Genomic DNA, 25,970 nt, shown 5'->3' on the forward strand with positions numbered 1-25,970 from the left:
GCACGAAGCCTTGCTTATCCCATCCCAATGGGGCGGCAATAGGGGAAGCGCCCCCGCCTTCCTTCTTTGGTCGACCGACGATCACTGACGCCGATGGAAATGCGGAGTTCTGCGGCTCGAGGGATGCTCTGTCGCGAAGATCACATCGGAGAGACGTATCGTCGGCCTGGCATTCGTGGGCCGTCGCCCCATGCCGGCAATGGAGAAGCGAGATGCTGCGACCCATCAATCCGCCCGGTCCCTCGATACCCGGCATCTCGCAGGCGATGCTGGTTTCAGAAGGCCGATTGCTCATCCTCTCGGGCCATGTCCCCTTCGACGGCACCGGCGAAGTGGTCAGCGGGGATCTGGCAACCCAGCTCGATCGGGTGTTCCAGAACATGCAGGCGACGCTTCAGGCGGCGGGTGCCGATTTCAGCGCCGTGGCGCGTCTCACGATCTATGTCCGGGACTATGATCCAAGCCAGCTACCGGTCATCCGGGCGGTGCGCGATCGCTGGATCAACGCCGAATGCCCCCCGGCCAGCGCATTGATCGGCGTTGCGGCGCTGGCATTCCCCGACATGTTGGTCGAGGTGGATGCGATGGCGTTCCTGCCCGCCTAGCCACGCCACTGTTGAGCGGCAGCGGCAGCGGCGTGGCGAAGCGGACCAACTGGGAAAAGCGGCGACGAGGAGGGGCGTCTCACGGCCCGGTCAGGCGGCCAGTACCGTGTTGCGTTCCACATGCAGCACCGCGCCGAAGGGATCGTTCGCGTCGAGGGTGTCGGCACTCGGCAGGCAGACGATGAGGCCGCGACCGGCCCTCGCCGCGCGCAGGCTGGCGAGGCGCTCCCGGATCTCGGCGGACTTGCCGTCGTCGAGGGCGATGGCGACGACGACGATGTCCGGCTTGCGCACGAGGCAGCGGGCGAGGTCGATGCCGATGCGCTCGCGCGAGCCGATGGCGTTCTCCCCGAGGCTCGCCCCGCCGCCGCCCATGCCCGGCTCCACACGGCTGGCGAGGCCGAGCCGGTAGACGGCGGATTCAAGATGCTGCTGGACGAGGACGCGGCGCACCAGCGCCCGCACACGCTGTTCGGCCCCCGCCTCCTCGCCGTTGATCCGGCCGAACAGCAGGTTCTCCTCCAGGCTGGCGGCCGGGTTGAGCCGGGTGGGATCGTAGAACTCGACGCTCGCGCGCAGGCTCTGCGGCATCAGCCGGGCGAAGGAATGGCGCGCGGCGACGATGCGGTCCTCGAAGGCGGCGTCGATCAGGCCGAACCGGTGCCGGGTCTCGCTGTAGCGGAGCGCCAGCCCGATCAGGCGCTTGCGGTCGCGCTGGCCCGCCGGTCCCCGGCGCCAGCCCTTCGCTTCGGGCTGGCGGCTGACGAGATCCTCGAAGAATCCGCGCTCGGCCGCGGGAAACAGTGAGAACGCATCGAAGAGGGGGTGATCGTCCGGAAGGTCGGCGAAGATCTCGATGGTGCTGCGCGCCACCTGCAGCCCGATCTCGGTGAAGGGCCGGGTCAGGTCCTCGGCCTCCAGCACCGCGCGCAGGTAGGGATGGGCGGCGATATGGCTGCCGGAGAAGGCGGAACCCACGGCCTCGCCGAACAGGATGTTCTCGCCCACCGTCGCCTGATGGTTGTAGCGGGCGGGATCGAACGGCTCCACCAGCCGCGCCGCCTTGTCCGCCACCAAGGCCTCGCGCACGGCGTGGCGGGCGGCGACGATCGTCTTCGCGACGGCCGGCTCGGCCGCCGGATCCACGGTGCCTTCGAGGCCGCGCGCATAGACGAAGGCGTCGAGCCCGGTCAGGCGCAGCACCTCGATGAGGTCCGTCTCCGAGGGACGCTCTTGCCGCGCCGCGCCGTAGAGGATGTTCTGCTCCAGCGTGCCCTCGATCAGGATCGCCTCGGCGCCCGCCAGGGCGATGTGGCTGGCCCGCTCGGCCGGATCGAGGCTGCGCAGGTCGATCCCGTCATAGGTCACCGACCCCGCCGTGGGTTCGAGCTGGCCGGCCAGCAGGGCGGCCAGCGCCCGCGCGCCGCTGCCGCGTTCGCCCACGATGGCGAGATGAGAGGGCATCGCCACGGTGACGTCGACACCGGTGAGGCGCTCCCCGCTGGCGGGATCGTAGACGCCGACCCCGGACGCGGCGAGCGTCCCGCCCTTCGGCAAGGCGGCGAAGGGCCCGGGCCTGTAGCCGCCGCGACTTTCGAGGGAGACGAGGGTCGCTGCGAGATCGCGGAAGACCGGGGACACCCCCTCGTGGATCGAGCGCAGGCGCAGGGTCACCGCCAGGGCGAGGACGGCGAGGGCGAAGCCACCGCCGGCCGCCACCAGGGCGCCGGGCGCCACGGGAGGCGCCGTGCCGCTCTCGCCGCGCCACAGAGCCACGGCCAGCATGATGGCGGGCAGCAGGACGCCGAGGGCGAGGGAGGGCGCCCGCGCGAAGGCGAGGGAGGATTCGGCGGACGCGAGGGCATCGCGGATCGCCGCCCCCCTGGCCGCGAGACGGTCGCGCTCGAACGCCTCGGCCCCATGGGCACGCACCGCCGGGACCCGCCGGATGAGGTCGGAGAGGAACCGTTCCGCCGAGACGCCGGAACTGAGGCGCAGGATCGTCCGCTTGCGGGTGCGGCGGAGGATCAGGAGGCGGGCGAGGGCGGCGGCGAGAAGACCCACCGCCACCGTCGGCACCAGCCTCGGGGCAGCGAGGCCGGCCATGGCGAGGGCCAGGATGATGGTCGCCAGAGCGGTGACCGGGACGACGATGCCGAGGCCGAACAGGGTGTCGAGCCGCGCCAGCATCGCGCCCACATGCTGCGCCAGGCTGCGGGCCTCGTCCCGTGCGGCCGTGGGGGCGTGCAGGATCGCCGTGGTCACCCGTTCGTTGAGGAGACGGATCGTCCGGGACTGGGCGGAGAAGCACAGGCGCGCCACGATCCAGCCCAGGGCCGCCGCGAGCATGGCGACGGCGGCGAGGCCGGTCAGCGCCCACAGGATCACGTCGACGGGCGGAAGGGGCCAGCCGGAGACGGCCACCAGGGCCGGCTCACCGGCCGCGTTCCAGGGCCGTTCCATGGCGATCCGGAGGAAGGGAACGGTCTGCGCCGGTGCCTGGACCAGGACGCTCACGAGATCGCGCAGGCAGAGCAGGGCGAACAAAGCGAGGGGAAGGCCGATCCCCAAGGTCAGGGCGATGGCGGAAACCTGGAGTGTCCGCGCCGACTTCCAGGCGAAGGCGATCGGATCACGATCCATCGACGTTTCCCTCCGGCGGCCCGCGCCGGGTACGGTCCATCATCCGAGGTCGGCTTAGAGGATCGCCGCCGGGCAGGGAAGGCGCGAGTCCGCCGGTGAGGAATCTTGTCGTGTCGCCCGGCACATGCGCCTCCGCGGTTGTCGGCCGTGCCAAACACTCCTAGGTTTGTGTCTCCCCGGCGTCCTCGGCGCCCGCTCCCCCCACAGCCCGCTTTCTCGTCGCAAGCGCATCGCCAGAAGCTGCAAGATTTTCCATGTGCGAATTGCTCGGCATGAGCGCGAACGTGCCCACCGACATCCGTTTCTCCTTCGCGGGCCTCGCCCGGCGCGGCGGGGAGACCGGGCCTCACGCCGATGGATGGGGCATCACCTTCTACGAGGGGCGGGGGGCGCGCGCCTTCCACGAGCCCGAGCCGAGCGCGCGCTCGGTTCTGGCCAAGCTCCTGCGCGACTACGCGATCAAGAGCCGGATCGTGATCGCGCATGTGCGCAAAGCCAATCGCGGCCGGGTCGGGCTCGAGAACACCCATCCGTTCAGCCGCGAGCTCTGGGGACGGCGCTGGACCTTCGCCCATAACGGCCAGCTCAAGGGCGTGAAGAAGTGGCCGCTGACCTGGTTCAAGCCGGTGGGCTCCACCGACAGCGAATACGCTTTCTGCTGGATGCTTGACAGGCTGCAGGCCCGCTATCCGAGCCTGCCGAGCCCGGCGCGGCTCGACAACGCCGTCGCTGAACTCTGCGCCGAGTTGCACGGGCTCGGCGTGTTCAACATGCTGCTCAGCGACAGCCGGACGCTCTATGCCCATTGCGGCAAGCGCCTGTGCTACCTCACCCGCTGCGCGCCCTTCGGCACCGCGACCCTGATCGACGAGGATTGGCACGTGGATTTCGCGCAGGAGACGCGGACCGACGACGTGGTGACCGTCATCGCCACCAAGGCGCTCACCCGCGACGAGTGCTGGACCGATGTGGAGCGCGGCCACATGCTCTCCCTGCGCGACGGCATCGTCCGCATCGTCAAGCCGGGCGCGCAAAAGCCGGTGCGGGTTCCGCCGCCGTGCTCCGGCGTCGGGCGTCCCGACGGTCAGACCGGCCAGGCCGCCTCGCGGTAGGCCCCGTCCCAGAACATCCATTCGAGCTGGGTCGCACGCGTGAAGGCGCGGTGCATCCGCTCTCGCAGCGAGGGCGAGACATCCCGCGCGGCGGCGTCCGTGGCCGCGATCATCTCGGCGACGGCGGCGCCGAATTCCTCGCCCGCGTAGGTGTCGATCCAGGCGGCGTAGGGATTGCCGGCGCTCGCCCGCGACAGGATGTCGGTGCCGATTTCGGCATAGATCCAGAAGCATGGCAGCAGGGCCGCGACCAGCACTTCGTAGGGTTCGCCGTAGGCCGTGGCGAGGAGATACGAGACGTAGTGGTCGCAAGGGGGCGACAGCGGCGTGGCGGCGAAGGTCTCCGCCGAGATGCCGTAATCCCGGAAGAAGCCGCCATGGAGGGAGCGCTCGACCACGATGGCCGTCTCGGCGGCTTTTGCGAACTGCACGATGCCCTCGGGCTCGGGCGATTTCGCCGCGGCCAGTGCCAGCGCCCGGCCGAAGCCGATGAGGTAATGCGCGTCTTGCAGGATGTAGTGGCGAAAGCGGGCCTCGCCGAGGGTGCCGGCGGCGAGTTCGGCATTGAATGGCATCGTCCGGATGGCCTCGTAGGCCGCCGCGTTCCGTGTCCAGGCTTCGGCCGAGAAGCCGTTCTCGTCGACGGGGCGGATCATGAGCGCGGACCTTCCAGGGTGAGGCTGACCCCGTGGCGGGCACGCTGGCCGGGGGCGATGAGGCGCTGCGAATCCCGGCGGGTCAGGTCGCCGTCGAAGCCGGCCCAGTCGGCGTAACCGGTCCAGCATTCCAGGGACAGGAACGGCGCGGTGGGCTTCGTCCAGATGGCGAGGTGCGGGAAGTCCGAGACGTTCATGCGGATGGCGCTGCCATCGGGCGCGGTGAAGCGCATCCGCGCGCTCGCCGCATCGCGCAGGACGATGGCCTCGGCGAAGAGATCGGGATCGAGGGGCAGGATGCGACCTTCGAGGGGGAACGGGCGTTCCTGGCGCAGGAGCAGGCCGCCATCCCCCACCTCGGGCGCCATCGCCCGTTCGGGGTGCTCGAACTCCACCGCGTAGCCGCCTCCGGCCTTGCGCTCCCCGCCGGCGAAGGGCCAGGGGAAGGCCGGGTGGAAGCCCAGGGCGTAGGGCAGGGCCGTCTCGCCGGTATTCTCGATCCAGATCTCGAAATCGAGATGGGCCGGGCCGACCCGCGTGGTGATGTCGAGCTGGAACGGATAGGGGTAGCGGGCGCGCGTCGCCTCGCTCTCGGTGAGGCGCAGGGTGACGGTGTCGTCGCTCTGCGAAACGATGGCGAAGGGCAGGTCGCGGGCAAAACCGTGCTGGCCCATCGGATAGGCCGTGCCGTCCACCCGGGCCACGCCGCCGGACGAGGCGCCCACCACCGGGAAGAGCCAGGGCGCGTGCCGGTTCCAGTGCGCCGGATCGCCGTTCCAGAGATACTCCCGGCCGCTCACCTGCCAGGAGACGGGCTCGGCACCGGACGACGAGATCACCGCCACGGTGCCGTCGCCGGCCTTGAGAGTGATGCGGTCGCTCATGTGGTCTTCCTCGCTGCTGTCACGCTCGGGGCTTTCACGCTGACGCGGTTGTGGCCGCAGGCTGAGCGCCGGTCCAGCCTCAACCGGGACGATTGAGCGTTCACTGTCGCGGAGAAATCCCTGCGCCGTGCGAAATTACCGATACGACCGCCCCGGCAAGTCAGGCATACAGTATTACGGTCAAGCTGATTCGGTCGGCCAAACCGGTTCCGTCTGGCTGAAACGTTCCCCATGGCCGACCTCCCGTCATGACGCTCACATCCCGTATCGTCGCGCTGGTCGTGCTCGCCCTCGTCCCCGCCATCGCGGTCCAGAGCTTCAACGAGCACGCGCTGCGCAGCGCCCGCGAGGATGCCGTGACGGCCTCGGCCCTGCGCAACGCCCGCGCGGTGGCGGAAGACCTCACTCAATTCGCCGGCGGCATGCGCCAGCTCCTCGACATCCTCGCGGAGGCTCCGTTCATCCGCGACCAGGAGGCGGTGGGGTGCACCAGCTTCCTGCGCTCCATCATCCGCAAGCTGTCGGGGGCGACGATCCTCATCCTCGCGGATGCCGAGGGTCGTCTGGTCTGCAACAGCCGCGGGATGGAACGGGGCGCCTATTCCATCGGCGACCGGACCTATTTTCAGAAGGCCATGGTGTCGGGCGTGCCGGTGATCGGCGAGTACGTGCTCGGTCGCGGCAGCGGGGTTCCCACCATTCAGTTCGCCTATCCGATCCGGGATTCCGACGCCAAATCCTCCGGCCTGCTCATCTTCGGCTTCGATCCCGCCTGGCTCGGTGACCGCCTGGCCCATGCCGGCCTGCCGAAGGACGCCGCCGTCACGGTGGCCGACCGGAGCGGCACCATCATCGTCCAGAATCCCGACCTCGGCACCTGGGTCGGCAAGGCGCTGCCGGCGGCCTTCGCGTCCAACCTGAGCAAGGCGGATTCCGAAGGCAGCGTTGGGGAGATGCCCGGTCTCGATGGCGTGCGCCGCATCACCGGCGTGGTCCATCCCGGCGGCGCCCTCGACGGGATGACCGTCGCCGTGGGCCTCGCCCGCGACACCGCCTTCGCCGATATCGACGCGGCGACCCGGCGTGGGGTGATCCTGATCTTCCTCGGGACGCTGGTTGCCATCGTGGCAGCCCTGATCGGCGGTCGCGTCTTCATCCGCAAGCCGGTGCGGCGGCTGTTGAAGGCGTCCCGCGCCTGGCGTTCGGGCCAGCTCTTCGCCCGGTCGGGCCTGACGGGCCGCTCTGAATTCGGCCAGCTCGGCCAGGCCTTCGACGCCATGGCCGCTGGGCTGGAGAAGCACGAGGACGGCCTGCGGGCCGAACTCGAACGCACGCGCAGCCTGCAGGAGCAGCAGGTGACGATGATGCACGAGCTGAACCACCGGGTGAAGAACACCCTCGCCACGGTGCAGTCCCTCGCCCGGCAATCGCGCGGCGGCGAGGAGCAGGCGGCGCAGCTGGAGGGCCGTATCCTCGCTTTGTCGAAGACCCACGATCTCCTGACCCGCGACGACTGGACCGGCGCGCCGCTCCGCGCCGTGCTCGAGAACGAGCTCAGCCCCTACCGTAGCTCGGCAGACCACATGGAACTCGTCGGCCCCGATATCGACCTGCCGCCGCGCTACGTCCTGGCCCTGGGGATGACCGCCCACGAACTGACCACCAACGCGGCGAAGTACGGTGCCCTCTCCGGTACTCAGGGCCGCCTGTCGGTGATCTGGCGCGTCACCGAGGACGGAATGGGCGGTCGCCGCCTGGAGATCGAGTGGCGGGAGCGCGGCGGCCCGGCCGTGGCGCAGCCCAAGCGCCGCGGCTTCGGCACCCGGCTCATCACCGGTGGCATCGCGCGCGAACTCGCGGGCTCGGTCGAGCTCGATTTCCAAGCCGAAGGCCTGCGCTGCCGCATCGACGTCCCCATCGAGACCGCGCCGATCACCCGCTTCCACTGAACTTTCGAGACCAAGCCTCGATGCGCCCAACCCATGGATGGGGCTCATAGAATCCCCGTTAACAGAGCTTGCTTGATCGGATTTCTCGGCGGATGCTCATGCCGGAGTCGATCATCCAATCAGCCCCCTCATCCTGAGGCGCCCGCGTCAGCGGGCCTCGAAGGAGCCCTCCAGTTATCGTGCGATCCCTGGAGCCCTCCTTCGAGGCCGCTACGCGGCACATGAGGATGAGGTAAGGCCTTGGACAAACACTGCAAACAGACTTTTGGCGAACCCTACTTGGCGGCGTTGGGGATGCCCTCGATCGGGCATTCCGGCGTGCCGAGATCGGGGCGGGTGATGGCGCGGACCGCCTCGCGGGTGCCGGCCGGGTCCTCGATCCAGCGGCGATAGAAATCGTAGGGACAATCGGCCTTGCCGGGCTCGTTTTCTTTCGAGTTGATCATGCCCGTATAGCCACGGTGCAGCAGCTTGAAGAGGTGGTTCTCCGACTGCATGTTGGCGCGGGCATCGCGGATGAGGAACTTCGAGAGGGCGGCATATTGCACGCCCATCTCCTCGGTGCCGCATTCGCCGAGCGTCCGGCCGTCGAAGCCGATGATCGCCGAATGGCCGAAATAGCTATAGACGCCGTCGAAGCCGGCCGCATTGGCCACGGCGACATAGGTGTTGTTGGCGAACGCCATCGCCTTCGACATCAGGATCTGCTGTTCCTTGGCCGGATACATGTAGCCCTGGCAGCGGATGATGAGCTCGGCGCCGCGCATGGCGCAGTCGCGCCAGATCTCGGGGTAATTGCCGTCGTCGCAGATGATAAGGCTGATCTTGAGGCCCTTCGGCCCGTCCGAGACATAGGTGCAATCGCCCGGATACCAGCCCTCGATCGGAGTCCAGGGCATGATCTTGCGGTATTTCTGCACGATCTCGCCCTGATCGTTCATGAGGATGAGGGTGTTGTAGGGCGCCTTGTTCGGATGCTCCTCGTGGCGCTCGCCGGTCAGCGAGAACACGCCCCAGACCCCCGCCTTCCGGCAGGCCTCGGCGAAGATCGCCGTCTCCTCGCCGGGCACGGCGGAGGCGGTCTCGTACATTTCCTTGCCGTCATACATGATCCCGTGGGTCGAATATTCGGGGAAGATCACGAGGTCCATGCCGGGCAGGCCGGACTTCATGCCCACCACCATGTCGGCGATCTTCCGCGCGTTCTCCAGAACTTCTACCTTCGTGTGCAGACGCGGCATCTTGTAGTTGACGACCGCGACGCCGACGCTGTCGTTGCTCGAGGAAATGTCGCCGTGCATCATGGGTGGGTTCTCCTGTTGTGTGCGTCGCCTCTCCCCGCTCGCGGGAAGAGGGCTCGGCGACCAGCCCTTAGTGGCTGATCATCCAAGGCCGCGCGTTGGGGAAGCTCTTCGCGGCCGCGGGTTGCTTGGTCTTCGAAGTCCCCGAGCAGCAGCCGCAGCCGCCCCCATGCCCGGACGACTTGCGGGGCGCGTGGGCGCTCCGCTCATTGACCGCATGCGCCTTGCGCCGGCCCGCATCCATGGAGGCGAGGTTGGGCGCCGTGAGGAAGGCGCGGCCGCAGGACGAGCCGCAATCGGGGCAGTCATGCGGGTCCTTGAACTGAGCCATGGGGCGCAGCACCGTGAAGGGCCCGCAGGCGTCGCAGGCATAATCGTAGACGGGCATGGGGGCCTCTCGAAGGATCGACAATGGGCGACGCGACGGGGGCGACGTACTTCCCCCTCAAGGGCAGTCGGTTACACACGTCGCGCGCCTACCCCCCCCCTTGTGGGGAGGGATCGAGGGTGGGGGTTGTTGGGTGACCCTCGACCTCTGGAGGCTGGCGGAGCCACCCCCACCCCCACCCCTAACCCCTCCCCACAAGGGGGAGGGGGACGCGCTCGACTGAAGGGCAGAACCGCCTCTCACAGATCCGGCGAGAGCGGCATCTGGATCGAGCCGTCGATGTGCTTGATCGGCCCGTCGGCGCCGGGGTTGATGTCGAAGTCGAAGATCTTCGTGGGAATCCAGAGCGTGGCGCAGGCGTTCGGGATGTCGACGACGCCGGAGATGTGGCCCTGGACCGGGGCGGTGCCGAGGATCGAATAGGCCTGGGCGCCCGAATAGCCGAACTTCTTCAGGTATTCGATGGCGTTGAGGCAGGCCTGACGGTAGGCCACGGTCACGTCGAGGTAATGCTGCTTGCCGTATTCATCGACCGAGACACCCTCGAAGATCAGGTGGTCGTCGAATTTCGGCGTCATCGGCGACGGCTTGAAGATCGGGTTCTTGATCCCGTATTTCGACATGCCGTCCTTGATGAGGCTCACCTTGAGATGGACCCAGCCCGCCATCTCGATGGCGCCGCAGAAGGTGATCTCACCGTCGCCCTGGCTGAAATGCAGGTCGCCCATGGAGAGGCCGGCGCCCGGCACGTAGACGGGGAAGTAGATCTTCGAGCCGCGCGACAGATCCTTGATGTCGCAATTGCCGCCATGCTCGCGGCCCGGCACCGTGCGGGCGCCTTCCGCCGCGGCCTTGTCCTTCGCCTCGCCCTTGAGCCGGCCCATATGGGCGGTGGGACCGAAGGGCAGCGTGGCGAGTGCCGGCACCCGGCCGGGATTGGTGTCGTAGAGCGCCTTCTCGCGGGTGTTCCAGGTCTCCAGCATCTTCGGATCGGGCAGGCAGCCGATCAGGCCGGGATGGATCAGGCCGGGGAAGCGCACGCCGGGGATGTGGCGCGACTTGGTGAACATGCCCTCGAAGTCCCAGATCGACTTCTGGGCCTGGGGGAAGTGTTCGTCGAGGAAGCCGCCGCCGTTCTTCTTGGAGAAGAAGCCGTTGAAGCCCCACTGGCTCTCGGGCTTGGCGCCGATATCGAGGAGATCGACCACCAGGAGATCGCCGGGCTCCGCGCCCTCGACGCCGATGGGGCCGGACAGGAAGTGGACGATCGACAGGTCGATGTCGCGCACGTCGTCGGCGGAATCGTTGTTCTTGATGAAGCCGCCGGTCCAGTCATAGGTTTCGACGATGAAGTCGTCGCCGGGCTTGACCATGGCCACCATCGGGATGTCCGGGTGCCAGCGATTGTGGACCATGTCGTTGTCGTAGGCCGACTGCGTCAGGTCGACCTTGATCAGGGTCTCAGCCATCTTTTGCGCTCCTCCAGAAAGTGGACGGCCGCTCGCATCGCGTATCCGGCGTTGCCCGGCCGCTCTCGTGAAAGCCTCAAGTTCCGCGCGTGCCGGAACGTGCTCTCCTCCCCCTTGCGGGGAGGAGCCGGAGGTGGGGGTGGTGCAGGATCGAGCGTCACGGTGCCTTCTGCACCACCCCCACCCCTACCCCTCCCCGCAAGGGGGAGGGGAAACAGCGCCCCTTCTTCAGACCGAGAGGAAGCGGGCGACCTGCGCCTCGTCGATATCCGCCCGCATCGCCTCGTGGACGATGTTGCCGTTCTCGATGACGAGGACCCGGTCGGCGACGTCGAGGGCGAAGCTCAGCACCTGCTCGGAGACGACGATGGAGAGGCCGCGCTCGTCGCGGATCTTCTTCAGGGTCCGTCCCATCTCGCGGATGATCGAGGGCTGAATACCTTCGGTGGGCTCGTCGAGGAGGAGCACCTTCGGCCGGCTCGCCAGCGCCCGTGCGATGGCGAGTTGCTGCTGCTGGCCGCCGGAGAGGTTGCCGCCGCGCCGGCCCTTCATCTCCAGCAGCACCGGGAACATCGTGTAGAGGTCCTGCGGGACCTTGCGTTCCTTGGTGACGGTCAGGCCCGTCTCGATGTTCTCCTGCACCGTCATGGCCGAGAAGATCATCCGGCCCTGCGGCACGTAGGCGAGGCCGCCCGCCACGCGCTGGTGGCTCTTGAGGGCGGTGATGTCCCGGCCGTCGACCGTGATGGTGCCGGACTTCACCGGGACGATCCCCATCAGGGTCTTCATCAGCGTGGTCTTGCCCATGCCGTTGCGGCCCATCACGGCGACGATCTCGCCCGGCGCGATGCTGATGTCGAGGCCGTGCAGCACCTCGCTCTGGCCGTAGGCCGAGTGGAGGTCGCGGATCGCCAGCATGGGCTGAGCCCCGAGGGCGGGCGCCGGCTGGAGGGTGGCCGAGGCGGAACTGGTCTGAAGCATGGCGCCGGTCCTGTTCAGTGGCCGAGATAGACTTCGATGACCTTCGGGTCGTTCTTCACCCGCTCCATCGAGCCTTCGGAGAGCACCTTGCCCTGGTGCAGCACGGTGACCCGGTGGGCGATGTCCTCGACGAACTTCATGTCGTGCTCGATCACCAGCACCGAGCGGCCGACGATGATCTGGTTGAGGAGTTCGGCGGTCTTGATGCGCTCGCCGACGCTCATGCCGGCCACCGGCTCGTCGAGCATCAGGAGTTCGGGGTCCTGGATCAGCAGCATGCCGATCTCGAGCCATTGCTTCTGGCCATGGCTCAGGAATTCGGCCCGCTCTTTGAGCTGATCTTTCAGGAAGATCATGGTCGCGACTTCGTGGATGCGGTCGCGGACCTCGGCATCGCGTTTGAAGGTCAGCGCGCCCCACACCGTGCGACCGCGGGGGAAGGAGATCTCCAGATTCTCGAACACCGTGAGATCGTCATAGATCGACGGAGTCTGGAACTTGCGGCCGACGCCGGCCTGGACGATGGCGCTCTCCGAGATCTTGGTGAGTTCCTGGCCCTTGAACTTGATCGAGCCGGCGCTGGCCTTGGTGCGCCCGCAGATCAGGTCGAGCACCGTGGTCTTGCCGGCGCCGTTGGGGCCGATGATGACGCGGATCTCGTTGGGATCGACGTAGAACGACACGTCGTTCACCGCCTTGAAGCCGTCGAAGGAGACGGTGAGGGCTTCCACCGAGAGGAGGAAGTCCTTCGCGTCGGGGGATTCACCGATGATCGGCGAGCTCAGGATGGCGGCGTTCATCGTCAGTCTCGCTCCTATTCGGCGGGGGTGCCGTGGGGGACGGGTCCGCCCGCCGGCGCCAGTGCCTTGACCTTGCGGGTCAGGCGCGGCTCGACGTAGCTGCGGTAGATGCCGGCGAGACCATTGGGGAAGGCGAGCACGACGGCGATGAACAGGGCGCCGAGGCCGAAGAGCCAGAGTTCGGGGAAGCTCTCCGAGAAGGTGGTCTTGGCCCAATTGACCAGAAGCGTGCCCCAGACCGCGCCGAACAGGGACAGGCGCCCGCCGACGGCGGCGTAGATCACCATTTCGATGGAGGGCACGATGCCGACGAAGGACGGCGACATGAACCCGACCTGCAGGGTGAACATCGCGCCCCCGATGGCGGCGAAGCCGGCCGCGAGGCAAAAGGCGAAGACCTTGAATCCGGCCACGGAATAGCCCGAGAACCGGACCCGGTCCTCCTTGTCGCGCATGGCGAGGAGGATGCGCCCGAGCTTGGCCTTCTTCACGTATTGCGCCGCCAGGATGCAGCCGAGGAGCAGGCCGCCATTGACGAAGTAGAGGATGAACTTCGCGCTGTCGGTGCGGATGTCCCAGCCGTGCAGGGTCCGAAGGTCGGTGATGCCGTTGATGCCGCCGGTATAGCCCTGCTGGCCGACGATGAGGATCGTCAGGATGGCGGCGATGGCCTGGGTGATGATGGCGAAGTAGGTGCCGCCGACCCGGCGGGTGAACATCGCGAAGCCGATGATGAAGGCGAAGAACACCGGCACGGCCACGACGAGGATCAGCGTCAGCGGCAGGCTCTGGAACGGCTTCCACATCAGGGGAAGTTCGGTGATCTGGTTCCAGTCCATGAAGTCCGGGATGCCGGGCGTGGACTGGATCTTGGTGTTCTCGACGCTCGAGGCTTCGAGCTTCAGGTACATGGCCATGCAATAGCCGCCGAGCCCGAAGAACACGCCCTGCCCGAGGGACAGGATGCCGGCATAGCCCCAGCACATGACGAGGCCCAGCGCCACGAAGGCGTAGGTCAGGTACTTGCCGACGAGGTTGAGGCGGAACGCGTCGAGGGTCGCCGGCAGGACGAAGAGGATGAGGCCGGCGAGCAGCGCGAGGCTCACCCACTCCATCGGCTTCATGAAGGGATTGTCGTTCACGGTGAGCGACTTCGACAGGGTCTGGACGGGGCTTGTCATCGGGATGGCCTCCTCAGCGCCGGACCTTGAGGGTGAACAGACCCTGCGGGCGAACCATCAGGATCCCGACGACGGCGAGCAGCGTCAGAACCTTGGCGGTGGAGCCGGACAGGAAGAATTCGAGGGTCGACTGAGTCTGCGAGATCGAGAAGGCCGAGGCGATGGTGCCGAGGAGGCTCGCCGCGCCGCCGAAGACGACGATCAGGAAGGTGTCGACGATGTAGAGCTGGCCCGAGGTCGGCCCGGTGGAGCCGATCATGGTGAAGGCCGAGCCCGCCACACCGGCGATGCCGCAGCCGAGGCCGAACGTGTAGCGATCCACCTTCTCGGTATCGATGCCGACCGCGCCCGCCATGGGGCGGTTCTGCATCACCGCGCGGACCTGCTGGCCGAAGCGCGAGCGGTACATCAGCAGGCCGACGCCGACGGTAATGAGGGTGGTGATCGCCATCACGAACAGGCCGTTGATCGGCACCTCGATCGTGTCGGTGACCTGGACCGAGCCGATGAGCCAGGAGGGCAACTCGACGCCGACTTCGCGCGCGCCAAAGATGGTGCGGTAGGCCTGCTGCAGGATCAGCGAGAGGCCCCAGGTGGCGAGCAGCGTATCGAGGGGGCGCTTGTAGAGATGGCGGATGAGCGTCCATTCGACGATCATCCCCAGGGCTCCCGAGGCCAGGAAGGCCAGGATCATCGCCACGAAGAAGTAGACCCCGAACAGGCCGGGCAGGTGGGTCTGGAAGAAGGTCGAACACAGATAGGTGACGTAGGCGCCGAGGATCATGAACTCCCCGTGCGCCATGTTGATCACGCCCATCTGGCCGAAGATGACCGCGAGGCCGAGCGCCATCAGCACGTAGACCGAGAACAGGATCAGGCCGGCGAAACCCTGCATCGCGAAGATCGCGCCGAGATCTCCGAGGGAATAGTCACCGAGCATGTTTTCGACCTTCCGAAGAATCCGACGTCTGCTTTGCAAGCATTGGGCCGATCGGGCGTGGCGCGGTGCGACCCTGAAAGGGCAGGCTCTCTCCCCCCTCGCGGGGAGGGCCGGGGTGGGGGTGGCTCCGCTGGTCTCCGCACCGGGAGGGTCACCCAACCACTCCCACCCCTAATCCCTCCCCACAAGGGGGAGGGGGGCGCAGTGCTACTGGTAGCCCTTCGGGAAGGGGTTCGGCTCGATGAGCGCGGGGCTCTCGTAGACGATCTCGAACTGGCCGCTCGGCAGAGCCTTGGCGACGCGGGTCTTCGACCAGAGGTGGTGGTTCGGGTGGATCTTGACGTAGCCCTCGGGGGCTTCCTTGAACTCGATGTCGGCGGAGGCCGCGACCACCTTGTCGACGTCGAAGGAGCCGGCCTTCTCGCAGGCCATCTTCCACAGGAACGGGCCGAGATAGGCGGCCTGGGTCACGTCGCCGATGACGGTCTTCTCGCCCCACATCTTGTGGAAGGCGGCCACGAACTTCTCGTTGTTGGCGTTCTTGAGCGACTGGAAGTACTTCATGCAGGAATAGGCTCCCGCGATGTTGTCGCCGCCGATGCCGTCGATCTCGTCTTCCGTGACCGAGATGGTCAGCAGGGTCTGCTTGTTGAGGTCGATGCCGGCCGCCTTGAGCTGCTTGTAGAACGCCACGTTGGAGCCGCCGACGACGTCGGTGAAGATCACGTCGGGCTTGGTCAGCTTGATCTTGTTGATGACCGAGTTGAACTGGGTGTGGCCCAGCGGGAAGTATTCCTCGCCGACGACCTTGGTCTTCAGTACGTTCTCGATGTGCTTGCGGGCGATCTTGTTCGAGGTGCGCGGCCAGATGTAGTCCGAGCCGATGAAGAAGAACGTCTTCGCGCCCTTCTCCTTGGTCACCCAGTTCAGCGATTCGAGGATCTGCTGCGTGGCTTCCTGGCCGGTATAGATCACGTTCTTGGACTGCTCCAGGCCCTCGTAGAAGGTCGGGTAGTAGAGCAGGCCGTTATACTGTTCGAACACCGGCAGCGCGGCCTTGCGCGAGGCGGAGGTCCAGCAGCCCATCACGGCGGCGCAATGGTCGTTGACGAGGAGCTTCTTGGCCTTCTCGGCGAAGGTCGGCCAGTCGGAGGCGCCGTCCTCCTGGATGATCTTGATCTTGCGGCCCAGCACGCCGCCCATCTCGTTGATCTGGGCGATGGCGAGCTTCTCCGCCTGGATCGACCCGGTCTCGGAGATCGCCATCGTGCCGGTGGCGGAATGGAGGATGCCGACGGTGACTTCGGTATCGGTCACCGCGAGGCCGGTGGTGTTCACCGCCGAGGTCGGAGGGGCCGCAGCGAAGGCGCTGCGCGGCATCATGGCCATGGCCGGAATGCTCGCCAGACCCATGAGAAGTTTGCGACGGAGGGTCGAGTGCGGTCCGTGCTCGTTGTCGGCTGCCATCCTGCGTGAACCCCTTCCAGGAAATGTCCCGCCGGCTCCTGCATAAGGCGGGCCGTTGCGGATGGCGGAAGCTAGGCGTGATGGCGCGGCGCAGCATATACGCTGTTTTGCGTAGGGAGGGAGGTTGTGCGCCCCGCCTCTCGCCCCCTTCGGAGTATCGTCTTCCCTGTGCGAGGCATGCCTTCCCTGTGGAGCAGGGCCTCGACGCGGCTCTCCTGGTGTACCAATGTCTTCCGGCCCCGCGGCACGGGGATTGCTGATCGACCGCCGTTTGCCCGTGACCCCATGCGGGCCGGCCCTTCCCCCCACGTGACGCCGACCGGGCAGACTGAACGACCCCATGAGCGGCCGCCAGCAGATTCCCCCGATCCGGCGGGCCTATAACCGCTTCGTCGCGGACGAGACCCTCGAGGATTACGCCCTTCGCTTCACCGCCAAGAAGGCGCGGCGCTGGTCGAGCCTGCGGGTGGCGCAGACGGCGCTGGGGTCGCTGTCGTTCCTGGCGCTGGAGGCGATCGGCGGTACGCTCGTCCTGGCCACGGGCTTCACCAACACGGCGGCGGCTGTGCTGTTCGTGGGCGTACTGATCTTCGCCACCGCCGTGCCGATCAGCCTCTACGCCGCCCGCTACGGCGTCGACATCGATCTCCTCACCCGTGGGGCCGGCTTCGGCTATCTCGGCTCCACCATCACCTCGCTGATCTATGCGAGCTTCACCTTCCTGTTCTTCGCCATCGAGGCGTCGATCATGGCGCTGGCGCTGCAACTCTGCCTCGGCCTGCCGCTCTGGATCGGCTATATCGTCAGCGCGGTCGTGGTGATTCCACTGGTCGTCTACGGGATCAGCCTGATCAGCCGGTTCCAGATCTGGACCCAGCCGCTCTGGATCGGGCTCAACCTCCTGCCGCTGGGCTTCATCGCGTGGAAGGGCGGCCCCGCCCTCAGTAACCTCCTGTCCTATCCGGGAGCGTCGGAAGCGGTCGGCCCGATCTCCACATTCATGGGCTACCCGATCTCCGGCTTCGACCTCGCCCAGTTCGGCCTCGCCTCCGGCATCCTCCTCGCATTGCTGGCGCAGATCGGCGAGCAGGTGGATTTCCTCCGCTTCGTGCCGCCGGCCGAGACGTCCGAATCGGGGAGTAATCCGCGCTGGTGGCTCGCCGTGCTCGGGGCCGGGGCGGGCTGGATCCTGCCCGGCATGTTCAAGATCATGCTCGGGGCCTTCCTGGCGGTGTTGGCCCTGGGACAGGGCGTGCCGCACGAACAAGCGGCCGAGCCGACGCAGATGTACGTGGTCGCCTTCGGCCACGTCATGCCCTCGCGGGAGGGGGCGGTGCTCCTCACCGGCCTGTTCGTGGTGATCTCGCAGCTCAAGATCAACGTCACCAACGCCTATGCCGGCTCCATCGCCTGGTCGAATTTCTTCTCGCGCCTGACCCACAGCCATCCCGGCCGCGTGGTCTGGCTCGTCTTCAACGTGGCCATCGCGCTGCTGCTGATGGAGCTCGGCATCGACAAGACCCTCGCCAGCACGCTCTCGCTCTATGCGGTGGTGGTCTCGGCCTGGGTCGGCGCGCTCTCGGCGGATCTGGCCGTCAATAAGCCCCTCGGCCTGTCGCCGCCGGGCATCGAGTTCAAACGCGCGCATCTCTACGCCGTGAACCCGGTCGGCACGGGCGCCTCGGCCCTGGCGCTGCTCGCCGGCTTCCTCGCTCATGCGGGCCTGCTCGGCGCGGGACTCCAGAACTTCGCGCCGCTACTCTCCCTCGTCACCGCTTTCGCGGCGGCGCCCGCCATCGCCTTCGCCACCGGCGGGCGCTACTATCTGGCCAGGCCCGCCATCGCCGATTGGGGCGGCCGTGGGGAGATCCAGTGCACCGTCTGCGAGCATCCGTTCGAAGGCGAGGACATGGCCCATTGCCCTGCCTATGCCGGGCCGATCTGCTCGCTCTGCTGCTCGCTGGACGCTCGCTGCGGCGATCTGTGCAAGCCGCATGGCCGTCTGGAGGCACAGGCCCAGAGCGCGCTGACCCGGATCATGCCGGCCAAGACCGCCGCCTGGATCGGGGCGCCTCTCGGGCGCTACCTCGCCCTGATGCTCACGCTGGTCTCGGTGATCGGGCTGATCCTCGGCATCGTCCATGCGGGCATCGCCACCGCCCAGCCCGAGCATGGCGAGACCCTGCGCGCCGCGCTGACCAGCGTGTTCTTCATCCTCGTGGTCATCCTCGGCATCGTCGCCTGGCTGTTCGTCCTCGCCCAGGAGAGCCGCCGCGTGGCGCAGGAGGAGACCGCCCGCCAGACCGCCCTCTACGAGGCCGAGATCGAGGCCCACAAAATCACCGACGCCAAGCTGCAGCAGGCCAAGGAGACGGCCGAGGCCGCCAACCTCGCCAAGAGCCGCTACGTGGTGGGCATGAGCCACGAACTGCGCACGCCGCTCAACGCCGTCCTCGGCTACGCGCAGCTGCTCGAGGGCGACGACGACATCCCGGCCCCGCGCCGCAACGGCATCCGCGTCATCCGGCGCAGCGCCCAGCACCTGTCGGGCCTGATCGACGGGCTCCTCGACATCTCCCGCATGGAGGCGGGGCGCCTCCAGATTCACCGCAACGAGTTCCGCCTCGCCGAATTCTTGGACCAGATCGTCGACATGGTCCGGCTCCAGGCCAACGCCGCCGGCCTCGAATTCCGATTCTCGCGCCCGCCCACGCTGCCGGCCGTGGTGGCGGCGGACGAGAAGCGCCTGCGCCAGATCCTGCTCAACCTCCTCTCCAACGCGATCAAGTTCACGGAAACAGGCTGGGTCGCCCTGGAGATGACCTATCGCAGCCAGGTCGCGGTGTTCTCGATCCGCGACAGCGGCCTCGGCATTCCCGAAAGCGATCTGCAGCGGATCTTCGGACCCTTCGAACGCGGCTCGCTGCCCGCCGCCCGCAACACGCCGGGAACCGGGCTCGGCCTCACCATCGCGCATCTCCTCGCCCAGGTGATGGGCGGCGAGGTCACCGTGGAGAGCGAAGTCGGTCGCGGCACCTGCTTCAGCCTCCGGCTCATGCTGGCCTCGGTGCACCGCCCGGCCGGTCCCAAGCCCGCCGAGCTATCCGAGCGCGCCGTGGGCAGCCGGCGGGAGAGGCCGGTCCATGACGGGCCGCCGCGCGTGGTGCTGGTGGCCGACGACGATGCCGCGCACCGCGCCCTCATGCGCGAGGTGCTCGAACCGCTCGGCCTCGTCGTGCTGGAATCCCCCGACGGGCCGCATTGCCTGAACCTGGCGATGGAGCGGCGGCCCGACATCATCCTCCTCGACATCGCCATGCCGGGGATGAGCGGCTGGGCCGTGGCCAAGGCCCTGCGCGACGGCGGGCTCACCTCCCGCATCGCCATCATGTCCGCCAACGTCCACGAGATCAGCCCGATCCGGGGCGACGACGCCCCGCATGACGAGATCATCCCGAAGCCCTTCGATCTGCGCGACTTCCTGGAGCGGATCGACCGGCTGCTGGCCCTGGGCCAGCCCGCCCCGCCCGCGCCCGCCTTGGCCGAGGCTCCGCCCCGGAGCGGACAAGGCGGCGAATCCCTGCGCCAGGACCATATCGCCGAGCTGATCCGCCTCGGCCGGATCGGCCATGTCCGCGGGATCGAGGCCAAGCTGACGGAGCTCGAAGGCCAGTCGGCCATGCCCGCCGAGATCGCCGCGCAGATGCGCGGGCTCGTCGCCTCCTACGACCTCCGGCGCTACGTGCGCGTCCTCGAAGGGATGCGCGATGGCTGAGATGCAGCGCGACATCGTCCTCGTCGTGGACGATTCCCCCGAGACCCTGAGCTTCCTCACCGAGGCGATCGAGCGCTCCGGCGCCACCGTCCTGGTGGCGGTGGCCGGCGACCTTGCCTTGGCGCTGGTGGAAGAGATCACCCCCGACATCATCCTGCTCGATGCGATGATGCCCGGCATGGACGGGTTCGAGACCTGCCGCCGCCTGAAGGCGCGCAGCGACCTCGCCCTCGTGCCCGTGATCTTCATGACCGGCCTGTCCGAGACCGAGCATATCGTGAAGGGCCTGGAGGCGGGCGGCAGCGACTACGTCACCAAGCCCATCGCTCCCGACGAGATCCTGGCCCGCATCCGCGTGCATCTGGCGAGCGCGCGGGCCGCGCAGAGCGCCCGGGCCGCCCTCGACACCACCGGCCGCACGCTCTTCGCGGTGGACCGCCAGGGCACCGTCCTGTGGAGCACGCCGCAGGCCGCCCGCGTGCTGGCCAAGCTCGGCGACGGGGGCTCGCGCCTGCCCGAGGCCGGCCGTTCCTGGCTCGCCGAACAGCTGAAGGGCGGCAACGCGGCCTCCGTCACGCTCCCCGATATGGAGGGCGCCGCCCATAGCCTCAGCTTCATCGGAACGACCGGTGACGAGGTGCTGCTGCGCCTCTCCCGCGATGCTTCCGCCAGCGGCATCGAGCGCCTGCGCGCCAACCTGCCGATCACCGCCCGCGAGGCCGACGTGCTGTTCTGGTTGTCGCGGGGCAAGGCGAGCCGCGATATCGGCGACATCCTCGGCCTGTCACCGCGCACGGTGACGAAGCATCTGGAGAGCATCTACGCCAAGCTCGGCGTCGAGAACCGCACAGCCGCCTCGATGATCGCCTCCCGCTACATCGACGATCAGGCCTGACGTCAGCGCGCCGCTTCCGTCCTCGCGGATCGCGGCGGCGTCTCGGCGACGATGTGGAACGCCGCCGGGCGGCGGAACAGGAAGACGAGAGGCGTGTGGCGCACCACCCGTTCGATGGCGAGGGGGACGAGCACGGCGATGAGGGTCACGACGAGGCTGGCCAACCCGATATCGGCGATGGCGCCGGTCTTCACGATCAGCGTCCGGGTCGCCGCCATGGGCAGGAAGAACGCGAGGTAGATGACGATCGAGCGCTCGCCGCAGGCTCTGAGCGCCGCCGTCAAAGGCCCCCCGGCGAGGGTGAGCAATGCGCCGACGGCCACGATGGCGAGCGCCCCGGCCCCGCCGAGGGCGAGGCTGACGAGGGGCAGGCTCGCCAGGGTGGGATAAGTCTCGTGGCCGGTGCCGGTGAAGGCGAAGAGGCCGTTCACCACGGCCCAGGCCGCGAGACCGCCGAGCGCGGCGCGGGGGCGGCGACGGACGAGGTCGGCGAACCGGAAGATCCGGGCCGCGAACAGGTAGCCGGCGACGAACCAGACGTAGCGGCCGCAGAATTCGGTGACGAGATCCGAATATCCGTCGAGGGGAAGGCTCTGGAGCAGAGCGGCCCCGCCGAGGAGCAGCGCCGGATGCAGGCCCCGCAGCAGCTTCGTCAGCACCGAGAACACGGCGAGCAGGTAGATGAACCAGAGGGTGGAATAGGGCTCCACCAGAGCGTGGGCGAGATGGGCGAGAAAAGCCCCCGGCCCGGCGCCATCGACGATCTGGCCGTATTTCACCGCCGATTGGATGAGGACCCAGAGCAGATAGAAATAGGCGAAATGCACCACCCGCCGGTCGGCGAAGAGACGCCAGTCCCGGTCGATCACGCGGCCGACGAACAGACCCGACAGGAGGAAGAAATCGGGGATGCGGAACGGCTTGGCGAAGGCGACCACATTGTGGAGGAAGCCCTCGCCACCCATCTCGTTGCCGGTGCCGAGGGTCGAGTGCATCATCACCACGAGGACGATGCACAGGCCCTTGGCGACATCGACCCAGGCGAGTCTCAGGGCCTCCTCGGCGCCGGGGCCTGGGATCTGGGTCGCTGGGGCCAAAGCTGCACTCCGTCGCAATCCGGGGACGAGCATGGCCGATCCGGGGTCAAGGCCGGCTGCCTGTGATGCAGCTTTCCTTGATCGATGCCGGATGCACGGTCAACGCGACGGTTCGGATGCCGGGCAGTCCGCGGCGGACCCTCGAAGCGAGCGAGGCGCCGGGGGGCGGGGCGTCAGGAAACCTTGCGGCGCGAGAGCTTGCGAGCCCGCGTCATCCGCGTGGCGGCGTGGAAATCGTCCGGCTTGGTGCGCACCCAGGCCAGGAAGCCGCTGATTTCGGGGTCGGCCCGCAGGACCTCGATATCGGCCAGACGCCGGGCGATCTCGGCCTCGCTGTAGCGGGCGTGGATCGCCGAATGGCAGATCTGATGCAGGCGGACGGTGCCGGCCTTGGCGCCGCCCTTCAGCTTGGGCGTGAGGTGGTGCAGGCTCGATTTGGCGCGCGGCGGGATCGGCCGTTCGCAGAGCGGGCAGATCGCGGGGCCGGACGAGCGGTTGCCGGTCTCCTCGTCCTCCCGCCATTGCCGGGCGCGTCGTCCCAAATTCCCGTCTCCCATCCTGCCGGTATCAACGCGGCATTGTCGGAATGGGCTCGGCACTCAGGACGGGACGGAACGTCGCTTCCGCCTCCGCGTCGCGTTGGCCGAGGAGCGAGACGTGATCGCCCGGTACCGCGACGAACCGCGCCCTGGTGCCGGCGAGGGCCGCGAGGTCGCGCCCATGGGCCGCCGGAATGACGGGATCGTCGGTGCCGTGGACGATGAGGATGAGCCCCGCCGCCGCACCGATGCGGCGATCCGAGCGCCAGGTATCGCGCAGGAGCAGCCGGGGCAGCAGAGGGAAGTGTTCGCCGACGAGGCGGGTGAGGGAGACGAACGGGGCTTCGAGATAGAGGCCGAGATGCGGCTCGCGTGCGGCCACGGCGACGGCCACCGCCGCCCCCATGGAATGGCCGTGGAGCAGGATCGGCGCGTCCGGGGCGCGGTCGCGCACGAAGCGGTAAGCGGCCAGCCCGTCCTCGATGAGGCCCGCCTCGCTCGGTGATCCGGTGGAGCCCGGATAGCCGCGATAGGCGATGGCGAGGGTGCCCCAGCCGGCGGCGCGCCAGACCCCGTTCGAGAACCGCGCGGCATGCGGCTCGGGAAACGAGCCGTTGCCGTGGAAGGTCAGCACCACGCCGCGTCCGGGTTCCGGCGCCCGCCACAGGCCGTAGAGGCGGTGGCCGTCGGACGTGGTCAGCGTGACCGCCTCCGTCCCGGCCGGCACCCCGCGCTCGCCCTCGCCGAAACCGGCCCCGAAAGCGCCGGGATAGATGAGATGACGCTGGAACAGGAAAAGGGCGCCGAGGGCCGAGGCGGTAAGCCCGAGGGCGAGGAACAGGAGGACGCGGAGCAGGGTCATGCGGGGCGGGCTTGGCTCACGGAAGAGTGGATGAGAAGCGCCGTCGGGGACGGTGCGCTGTTGAGACCACCACTTTATCGTGTCATGCGCACGAAGCATCCCGCGTTGCGACGGTGCCGCGCGGGGGTGCGCGCGGAGGGAAGGCCGGGATCGTCACCGGCCGCCGCCCGTCCGAGGCTCCATCGGGGGTGAGATGTCGTCAGAGCTTCCGCCAAGCCAAGTTCGCGCCGCGACCCTTCCGGTCGGCCCGAGCGCGAACTTCCTGCTGATCGCCCTGATCTTCCTCGGGACCGGCCTCGCCATCGGCACCGGCGTCGTGGAGGGGTCCGGCGCGGCCTTCGTCTTCGTGATGGCGGGCTGGCTGCTCAGCCTGTGCCTGCACGAATTCGGCCATGCCTTCGTCGCCTGGAAAGGGGGCGATGCGGACATCCCGCGCAGCGGCTACCTCACCCTGGACCCGCGGCTCTACGCCGACGCCCTCTCCTCCATCGTCCTGCCGCTGCTGTTCACGATCCTCGGCGGGATCGGGTTTCCCGGCGGACGCGTATTCGTGAACACCCATCTCCTGCGCAGCAAGGTCTGGATCTCCGCCGTGTCGGCGGCCGGCCCGGCGATGAACGGCCTCGTCCTCCTCGCGCTGGCCCTGCTCTATTCCCTCACGGGCGAGGAGTCCGACACGCTGCGGGCGGTGCTGGCCGTCTCCGCCCTGTTCCAGGGCACCGCCATCATCCTCAACCTGATGCCGCTGCCGGGCCTCGACGGCTACGGCATCCTTCAGCCCTGGCTCCCCGAGCCGGTGCGCCGCGTCGCCGACCAGGCGGCCCTGCACGTCAACCTGATCCTGGCGGGCCTCTTCCTGTTCTCCAGCGCCTTCGGCCCGGCGGTGTTCCGCGCCAGCCTCTCGATCATCGGCCTCCTCGGCATCGCGATCGTGGATGCGCGCGTCGGCTACGGCCTGATCCGTCTCTGGTAAGGCGTCCGCGCCCGGCCTATGAGGCAGGGAGGGCGGTGCGGCCCACGGAGACGGCAATGGCCCTGAAGACGACGTTCGTGGTCCAGACCTTCGTGATCAAGCGCAAGCGCCTCGTGCCCGGCGACCGCGAGGTCGCGCCCACCGAGAGCGGCGCCCTGAAGAAGGCGGAGGCCATGTCCGGCCGCATGCCCGGCACCGCCGCCCTGAAGGTGGTGGCCGACGACGAGACCGGCGAGCTTGAGAGCGCGACGATCCTCGGCCAGTTCGGCGAGGTGCCCGACGATTTCGCCGAGAGTCTCACCGGAGGCTGACAGGCTCACGGGCGGGTGAGGGGCGGGCGCGCGTGAAAACCGCGCAGGCCGGCGCTGCCGGCAACGCACTCCCGGCTCACGCGTAGGTTTGGAGGTTGTTTCCAACCCCTGCAGCGACCGGGAGCCCTCGCCGATGAGACATAAACCCCTGCGCGAGCAGGTGATCGTGATCACGGGGGCATCGAGCGGCATCGGCCTCGCCACCGCCCGCATTGCCTCCGCGCGGGGCGCACGTGTCGTCCTCGCCGCACGGAGCGGGGATGTCCTCGCCGGACTCTGCGAGGAACTCGGAGGCCCCGGCCGGGCCGTCTCCGTCGTGGCCGATGTGGGGTCCCGCGAGGATGTCCAGGCCATCGCCGACGCTGCCATCGCCACCTTCGGCGGTTTCGACACCTGGGTGAACGTCGCCGGCCTCACCGTCTACGGGCCGCTCTCGGCAATCGCCCAGGAGGACCACGAGCGGCTCATCCGGACGAACCTCTGGGGCACGGTGAACGGCTCCCTGATCGCGGTCGAGCATCTGCGCCGGCGCGGGGGAGCGGTCGTCAATGTCGGCAGCATCGCCTCCGACCTCGCTTTCCCGTTCCAGGGCCTCTACGCGACCTCGAAACACGCGGTGAAGGGCTTCACCGACACGCTGCGCATGGAGCTGATCGCGGAGGATGCGCCGGTCACCGTGACGCTGATCAAGCCCGCTTCCATCGACACCCCGCTCCCCGACCGCGCCCGCAACTACATGGACCGGCGCCCGACCCTGCCGCCGCCGATCTACCCGCCGGAAGAGGTCGCCAACGCGATCCTTCATGCGGCGGAGCATGGCCAGCGCGACATCATCGTGGGTGGCGGCGGCAAGCTGTTCGTCATGGGCAAGGACTTCGCGCCCGGCGCCTACGACCGGTTGGCCTCCGCCATCATCGCGCTCCAGCAGCGATCCGAGCCGGCGGAGCATTCCGAGGGAGCCTTGCACGCTCCGCGTGGTGCCGGCGCGGTCAGGGGCTCGCCGCCGTTTCCCGTCATGCGATCGAGCGCCTATACCCGGGCGACACTCCATCCCCTCGTGACCCTGAGCGCGGTGGCGGGCCTGGCCGCCACCGCCGCCCTTCTCCTCGGCCGCAAGCCGTCCCCGCGAAGGCGGTCCTGAG

At 68.2% G+C, this 25,970-nt stretch carries 22 protein-coding genes; 8 read left to right on the top strand and 14 right to left on the bottom strand.

The annotated features are described in order from the left end of the window. Positions 1–212 precede the first annotated feature (212 nt). Positions 213–605 (top strand): RidA family protein, encoded by a 393-nt coding sequence (locus ASF34_RS09625; protein WP_018041694.1) that lies wholly within the window; start codon positions 213–215, stop codon positions 603–605. 90 nt (positions 606–695) lie between these two features. Here ASF34_RS09625 and ASF34_RS09630 read toward each other — a convergent pair whose 3' ends face one another. After that, a complete protein-coding gene (locus ASF34_RS09630) occupies positions 696–3,248 on the bottom strand; it encodes an ATP-binding cassette domain-containing protein (RefSeq protein WP_018041695.1) in 2,553 nt (850 codons plus the stop codon). Between the two features lie 254 nt (positions 3,249–3,502). Here ASF34_RS09630 and ASF34_RS09635 point away from each other — a divergent pair, with 254 nt between their 5' ends. Continuing rightward, positions 3,503–4,360, top strand: a complete 858-nt coding sequence (locus ASF34_RS09635; RefSeq protein WP_051074292.1) for a class II glutamine amidotransferase — start codon at positions 3,503–3,505, stop codon at positions 4,358–4,360. Here the strand turns inward: ASF34_RS09635 and ASF34_RS09640 are convergent. Together ASF34_RS09640 and ASF34_RS09645 are read right to left on the bottom strand one after the other, a co-directional pair. Beyond that, positions 4,333–5,016 (bottom strand): TenA family protein, encoded by a 684-nt coding sequence (locus ASF34_RS09640; protein ID WP_018041697.1) that lies wholly within the window; start codon positions 5,014–5,016, stop codon positions 4,333–4,335. The two genes, ASF34_RS09635 and ASF34_RS09640, sit on opposite strands and share 28 nt — an antisense overlap. After that, on the bottom strand, positions 5,013–5,900 hold the full coding sequence (locus ASF34_RS09645; protein WP_056160748.1) for an aldose 1-epimerase family protein: 888 nt from the start codon (positions 5,898–5,900) through the stop codon (positions 5,013–5,015). The genes ASF34_RS09640 and ASF34_RS09645 overlap by 4 nt, the downstream gene beginning before the upstream one ends. Before the next feature lie 248 nt (positions 5,901–6,148). On the opposite strand from ASF34_RS09645, the gene ASF34_RS09650 reads away from it, so the two are divergent. After that, positions 6,149–7,849 (top strand): sensor histidine kinase, encoded by a 1,701-nt coding sequence (locus ASF34_RS09650; protein WP_056160750.1) that lies wholly within the window; start codon positions 6,149–6,151, stop codon positions 7,847–7,849. Between the two features lie 275 nt (positions 7,850–8,124). On the opposite strand, the gene ASF34_RS09655 is transcribed toward ASF34_RS09650, so the two are convergent. The 8 genes from ASF34_RS09655 to urtA form a co-directional block, all read right to left on the bottom strand. Next, on the bottom strand, positions 8,125–9,153 hold the full coding sequence (locus ASF34_RS09655; RefSeq protein WP_056160752.1) for an aliphatic amidase: 1,029 nt from the start codon (positions 9,151–9,153) through the stop codon (positions 8,125–8,127). Positions 9,154–9,220: 67 nt separating this feature from the next. Further along, complete coding sequence (locus ASF34_RS09660; protein ID WP_056160753.1) at positions 9,221–9,538, bottom strand: FmdB family zinc ribbon protein; 318 nt, start codon at positions 9,536–9,538, stop codon at positions 9,221–9,223. Positions 9,539–9,777: 239 nt separating this feature from the next. Further along, positions 9,778–11,007: a formamidase gene (fmdA, locus tag ASF34_RS09665; protein WP_056146897.1), complete on the bottom strand. Its 1,230-nt coding sequence runs from the start codon at positions 11,005–11,007 to the stop codon at positions 9,778–9,780. Between the two features lie 228 nt (positions 11,008–11,235). After that, complete coding sequence (gene urtE, locus ASF34_RS09670; protein ID WP_026175570.1) at positions 11,236–11,925, bottom strand: urea ABC transporter ATP-binding subunit UrtE; 690 nt, start codon at positions 11,923–11,925, stop codon at positions 11,236–11,238. Positions 11,926–12,002: 77 nt separating this feature from the next. Next, a complete protein-coding gene (gene urtD / locus ASF34_RS09675; RefSeq protein ID WP_018041704.1) occupies positions 12,003–12,788 on the bottom strand; it encodes an urea ABC transporter ATP-binding protein UrtD in 786 nt (261 codons plus the stop codon). Positions 12,789–12,802: 14 nt separating this feature from the next. Next, positions 12,803–13,969: an urea ABC transporter permease subunit UrtC gene (gene urtC, locus ASF34_RS09680; protein WP_018041705.1), complete on the bottom strand. Its 1,167-nt coding sequence runs from the start codon at positions 13,967–13,969 to the stop codon at positions 12,803–12,805. A gap of 13 nt (positions 13,970–13,982) precedes the next feature. Further along, the gene (gene urtB / locus ASF34_RS09685) at positions 13,983–14,909 is read right to left on the bottom strand and encodes an urea ABC transporter permease subunit UrtB (RefSeq protein WP_018041706.1); all 927 of its coding nucleotides are present in this window, start codon (positions 14,907–14,909) and stop codon (positions 13,983–13,985) included. A gap of 207 nt (positions 14,910–15,116) precedes the next feature. After that, a complete protein-coding gene (gene urtA, locus ASF34_RS09690) occupies positions 15,117–16,376 on the bottom strand; it encodes an urea ABC transporter substrate-binding protein (protein WP_056160755.1) in 1,260 nt (419 codons plus the stop codon). Positions 16,377–16,716: 340 nt separating this feature from the next. On the opposite strand from urtA, the gene ASF34_RS09695 reads away from it, so the two are divergent. Beyond that, positions 16,717–20,151 carry a hybrid sensor histidine kinase/response regulator gene (locus ASF34_RS09695; RefSeq protein ID WP_056160758.1) on the top strand — a complete coding sequence of 1,145 codons (3,435 nt, stop codon included), beginning with the start codon at positions 16,717–16,719 and terminating at the stop codon, positions 20,149–20,151. Next, positions 20,144–21,046 carry a response regulator transcription factor gene (locus ASF34_RS09700; protein WP_056160759.1) on the top strand — a complete coding sequence of 301 codons (903 nt, stop codon included), beginning with the start codon at positions 20,144–20,146 and terminating at the stop codon, positions 21,044–21,046. The genes ASF34_RS09695 and ASF34_RS09700 overlap by 8 nt, the downstream gene beginning before the upstream one ends. A gap of 2 nt (positions 21,047–21,048) precedes the next feature. On the opposite strand, the gene ASF34_RS09705 is transcribed toward ASF34_RS09700, so the two are convergent. The 3 genes from ASF34_RS09705 to ASF34_RS09715 all read right to left on the bottom strand — a co-directional run bounded on the left by ASF34_RS09705 (position 21,049) and on the right by ASF34_RS09715 (position 23,544). Further along, positions 21,049–22,176 carry an acyltransferase family protein gene (locus ASF34_RS09705; protein ID WP_443136530.1) on the bottom strand — a complete coding sequence of 376 codons (1,128 nt, stop codon included), beginning with the start codon at positions 22,174–22,176 and terminating at the stop codon, positions 21,049–21,051. Between the two features lie 140 nt (positions 22,177–22,316). Next, positions 22,317–22,700 (bottom strand): restriction endonuclease, encoded by a 384-nt coding sequence (locus ASF34_RS09710; RefSeq protein WP_187273525.1) that lies wholly within the window; start codon positions 22,698–22,700, stop codon positions 22,317–22,319. Positions 22,701–22,710: 10 nt separating this feature from the next. Continuing rightward, entirely contained in the window at positions 22,711–23,544 is an 834-nt protein-coding gene (locus ASF34_RS09715) for an alpha/beta hydrolase (RefSeq protein ID WP_056160761.1), read from the bottom strand. Between the two features lie 193 nt (positions 23,545–23,737). On the opposite strand from ASF34_RS09715, the gene ASF34_RS09720 reads away from it, so the two are divergent. The 3 genes from ASF34_RS09720 (at position 23,738) to ASF34_RS09730 (ending at position 25,969) form a co-directional block, all read left to right on the top strand. Next, on the top strand, positions 23,738–24,517 hold the full coding sequence (locus tag ASF34_RS09720) for a site-2 protease family protein (protein ID WP_056160762.1): 780 nt from the start codon (positions 23,738–23,740) through the stop codon (positions 24,515–24,517). Between the two features lie 56 nt (positions 24,518–24,573). Then, positions 24,574–24,828 carry a hypothetical protein gene (locus ASF34_RS09725; protein ID WP_027171111.1) on the top strand — a complete coding sequence of 85 codons (255 nt, stop codon included), beginning with the start codon at positions 24,574–24,576 and terminating at the stop codon, positions 24,826–24,828. A 133-nt stretch (positions 24,829–24,961) separates the two neighbouring features. Further along, positions 24,962–25,969 carry an SDR family oxidoreductase gene (locus tag ASF34_RS09730; protein ID WP_056160764.1) on the top strand — a complete coding sequence of 336 codons (1,008 nt, stop codon included), beginning with the start codon at positions 24,962–24,964 and terminating at the stop codon, positions 25,967–25,969. Position 25,970: the final 1 nt, after the last annotated feature.

It is taken from the genome of Methylobacterium sp. Leaf106 (assembly GCF_001422895.1).
In the GTDB taxonomy this organism is placed as follows: Bacteria; Pseudomonadota; Alphaproteobacteria; order Rhizobiales; family Beijerinckiaceae; genus Methylobacterium; species Methylobacterium bullatum.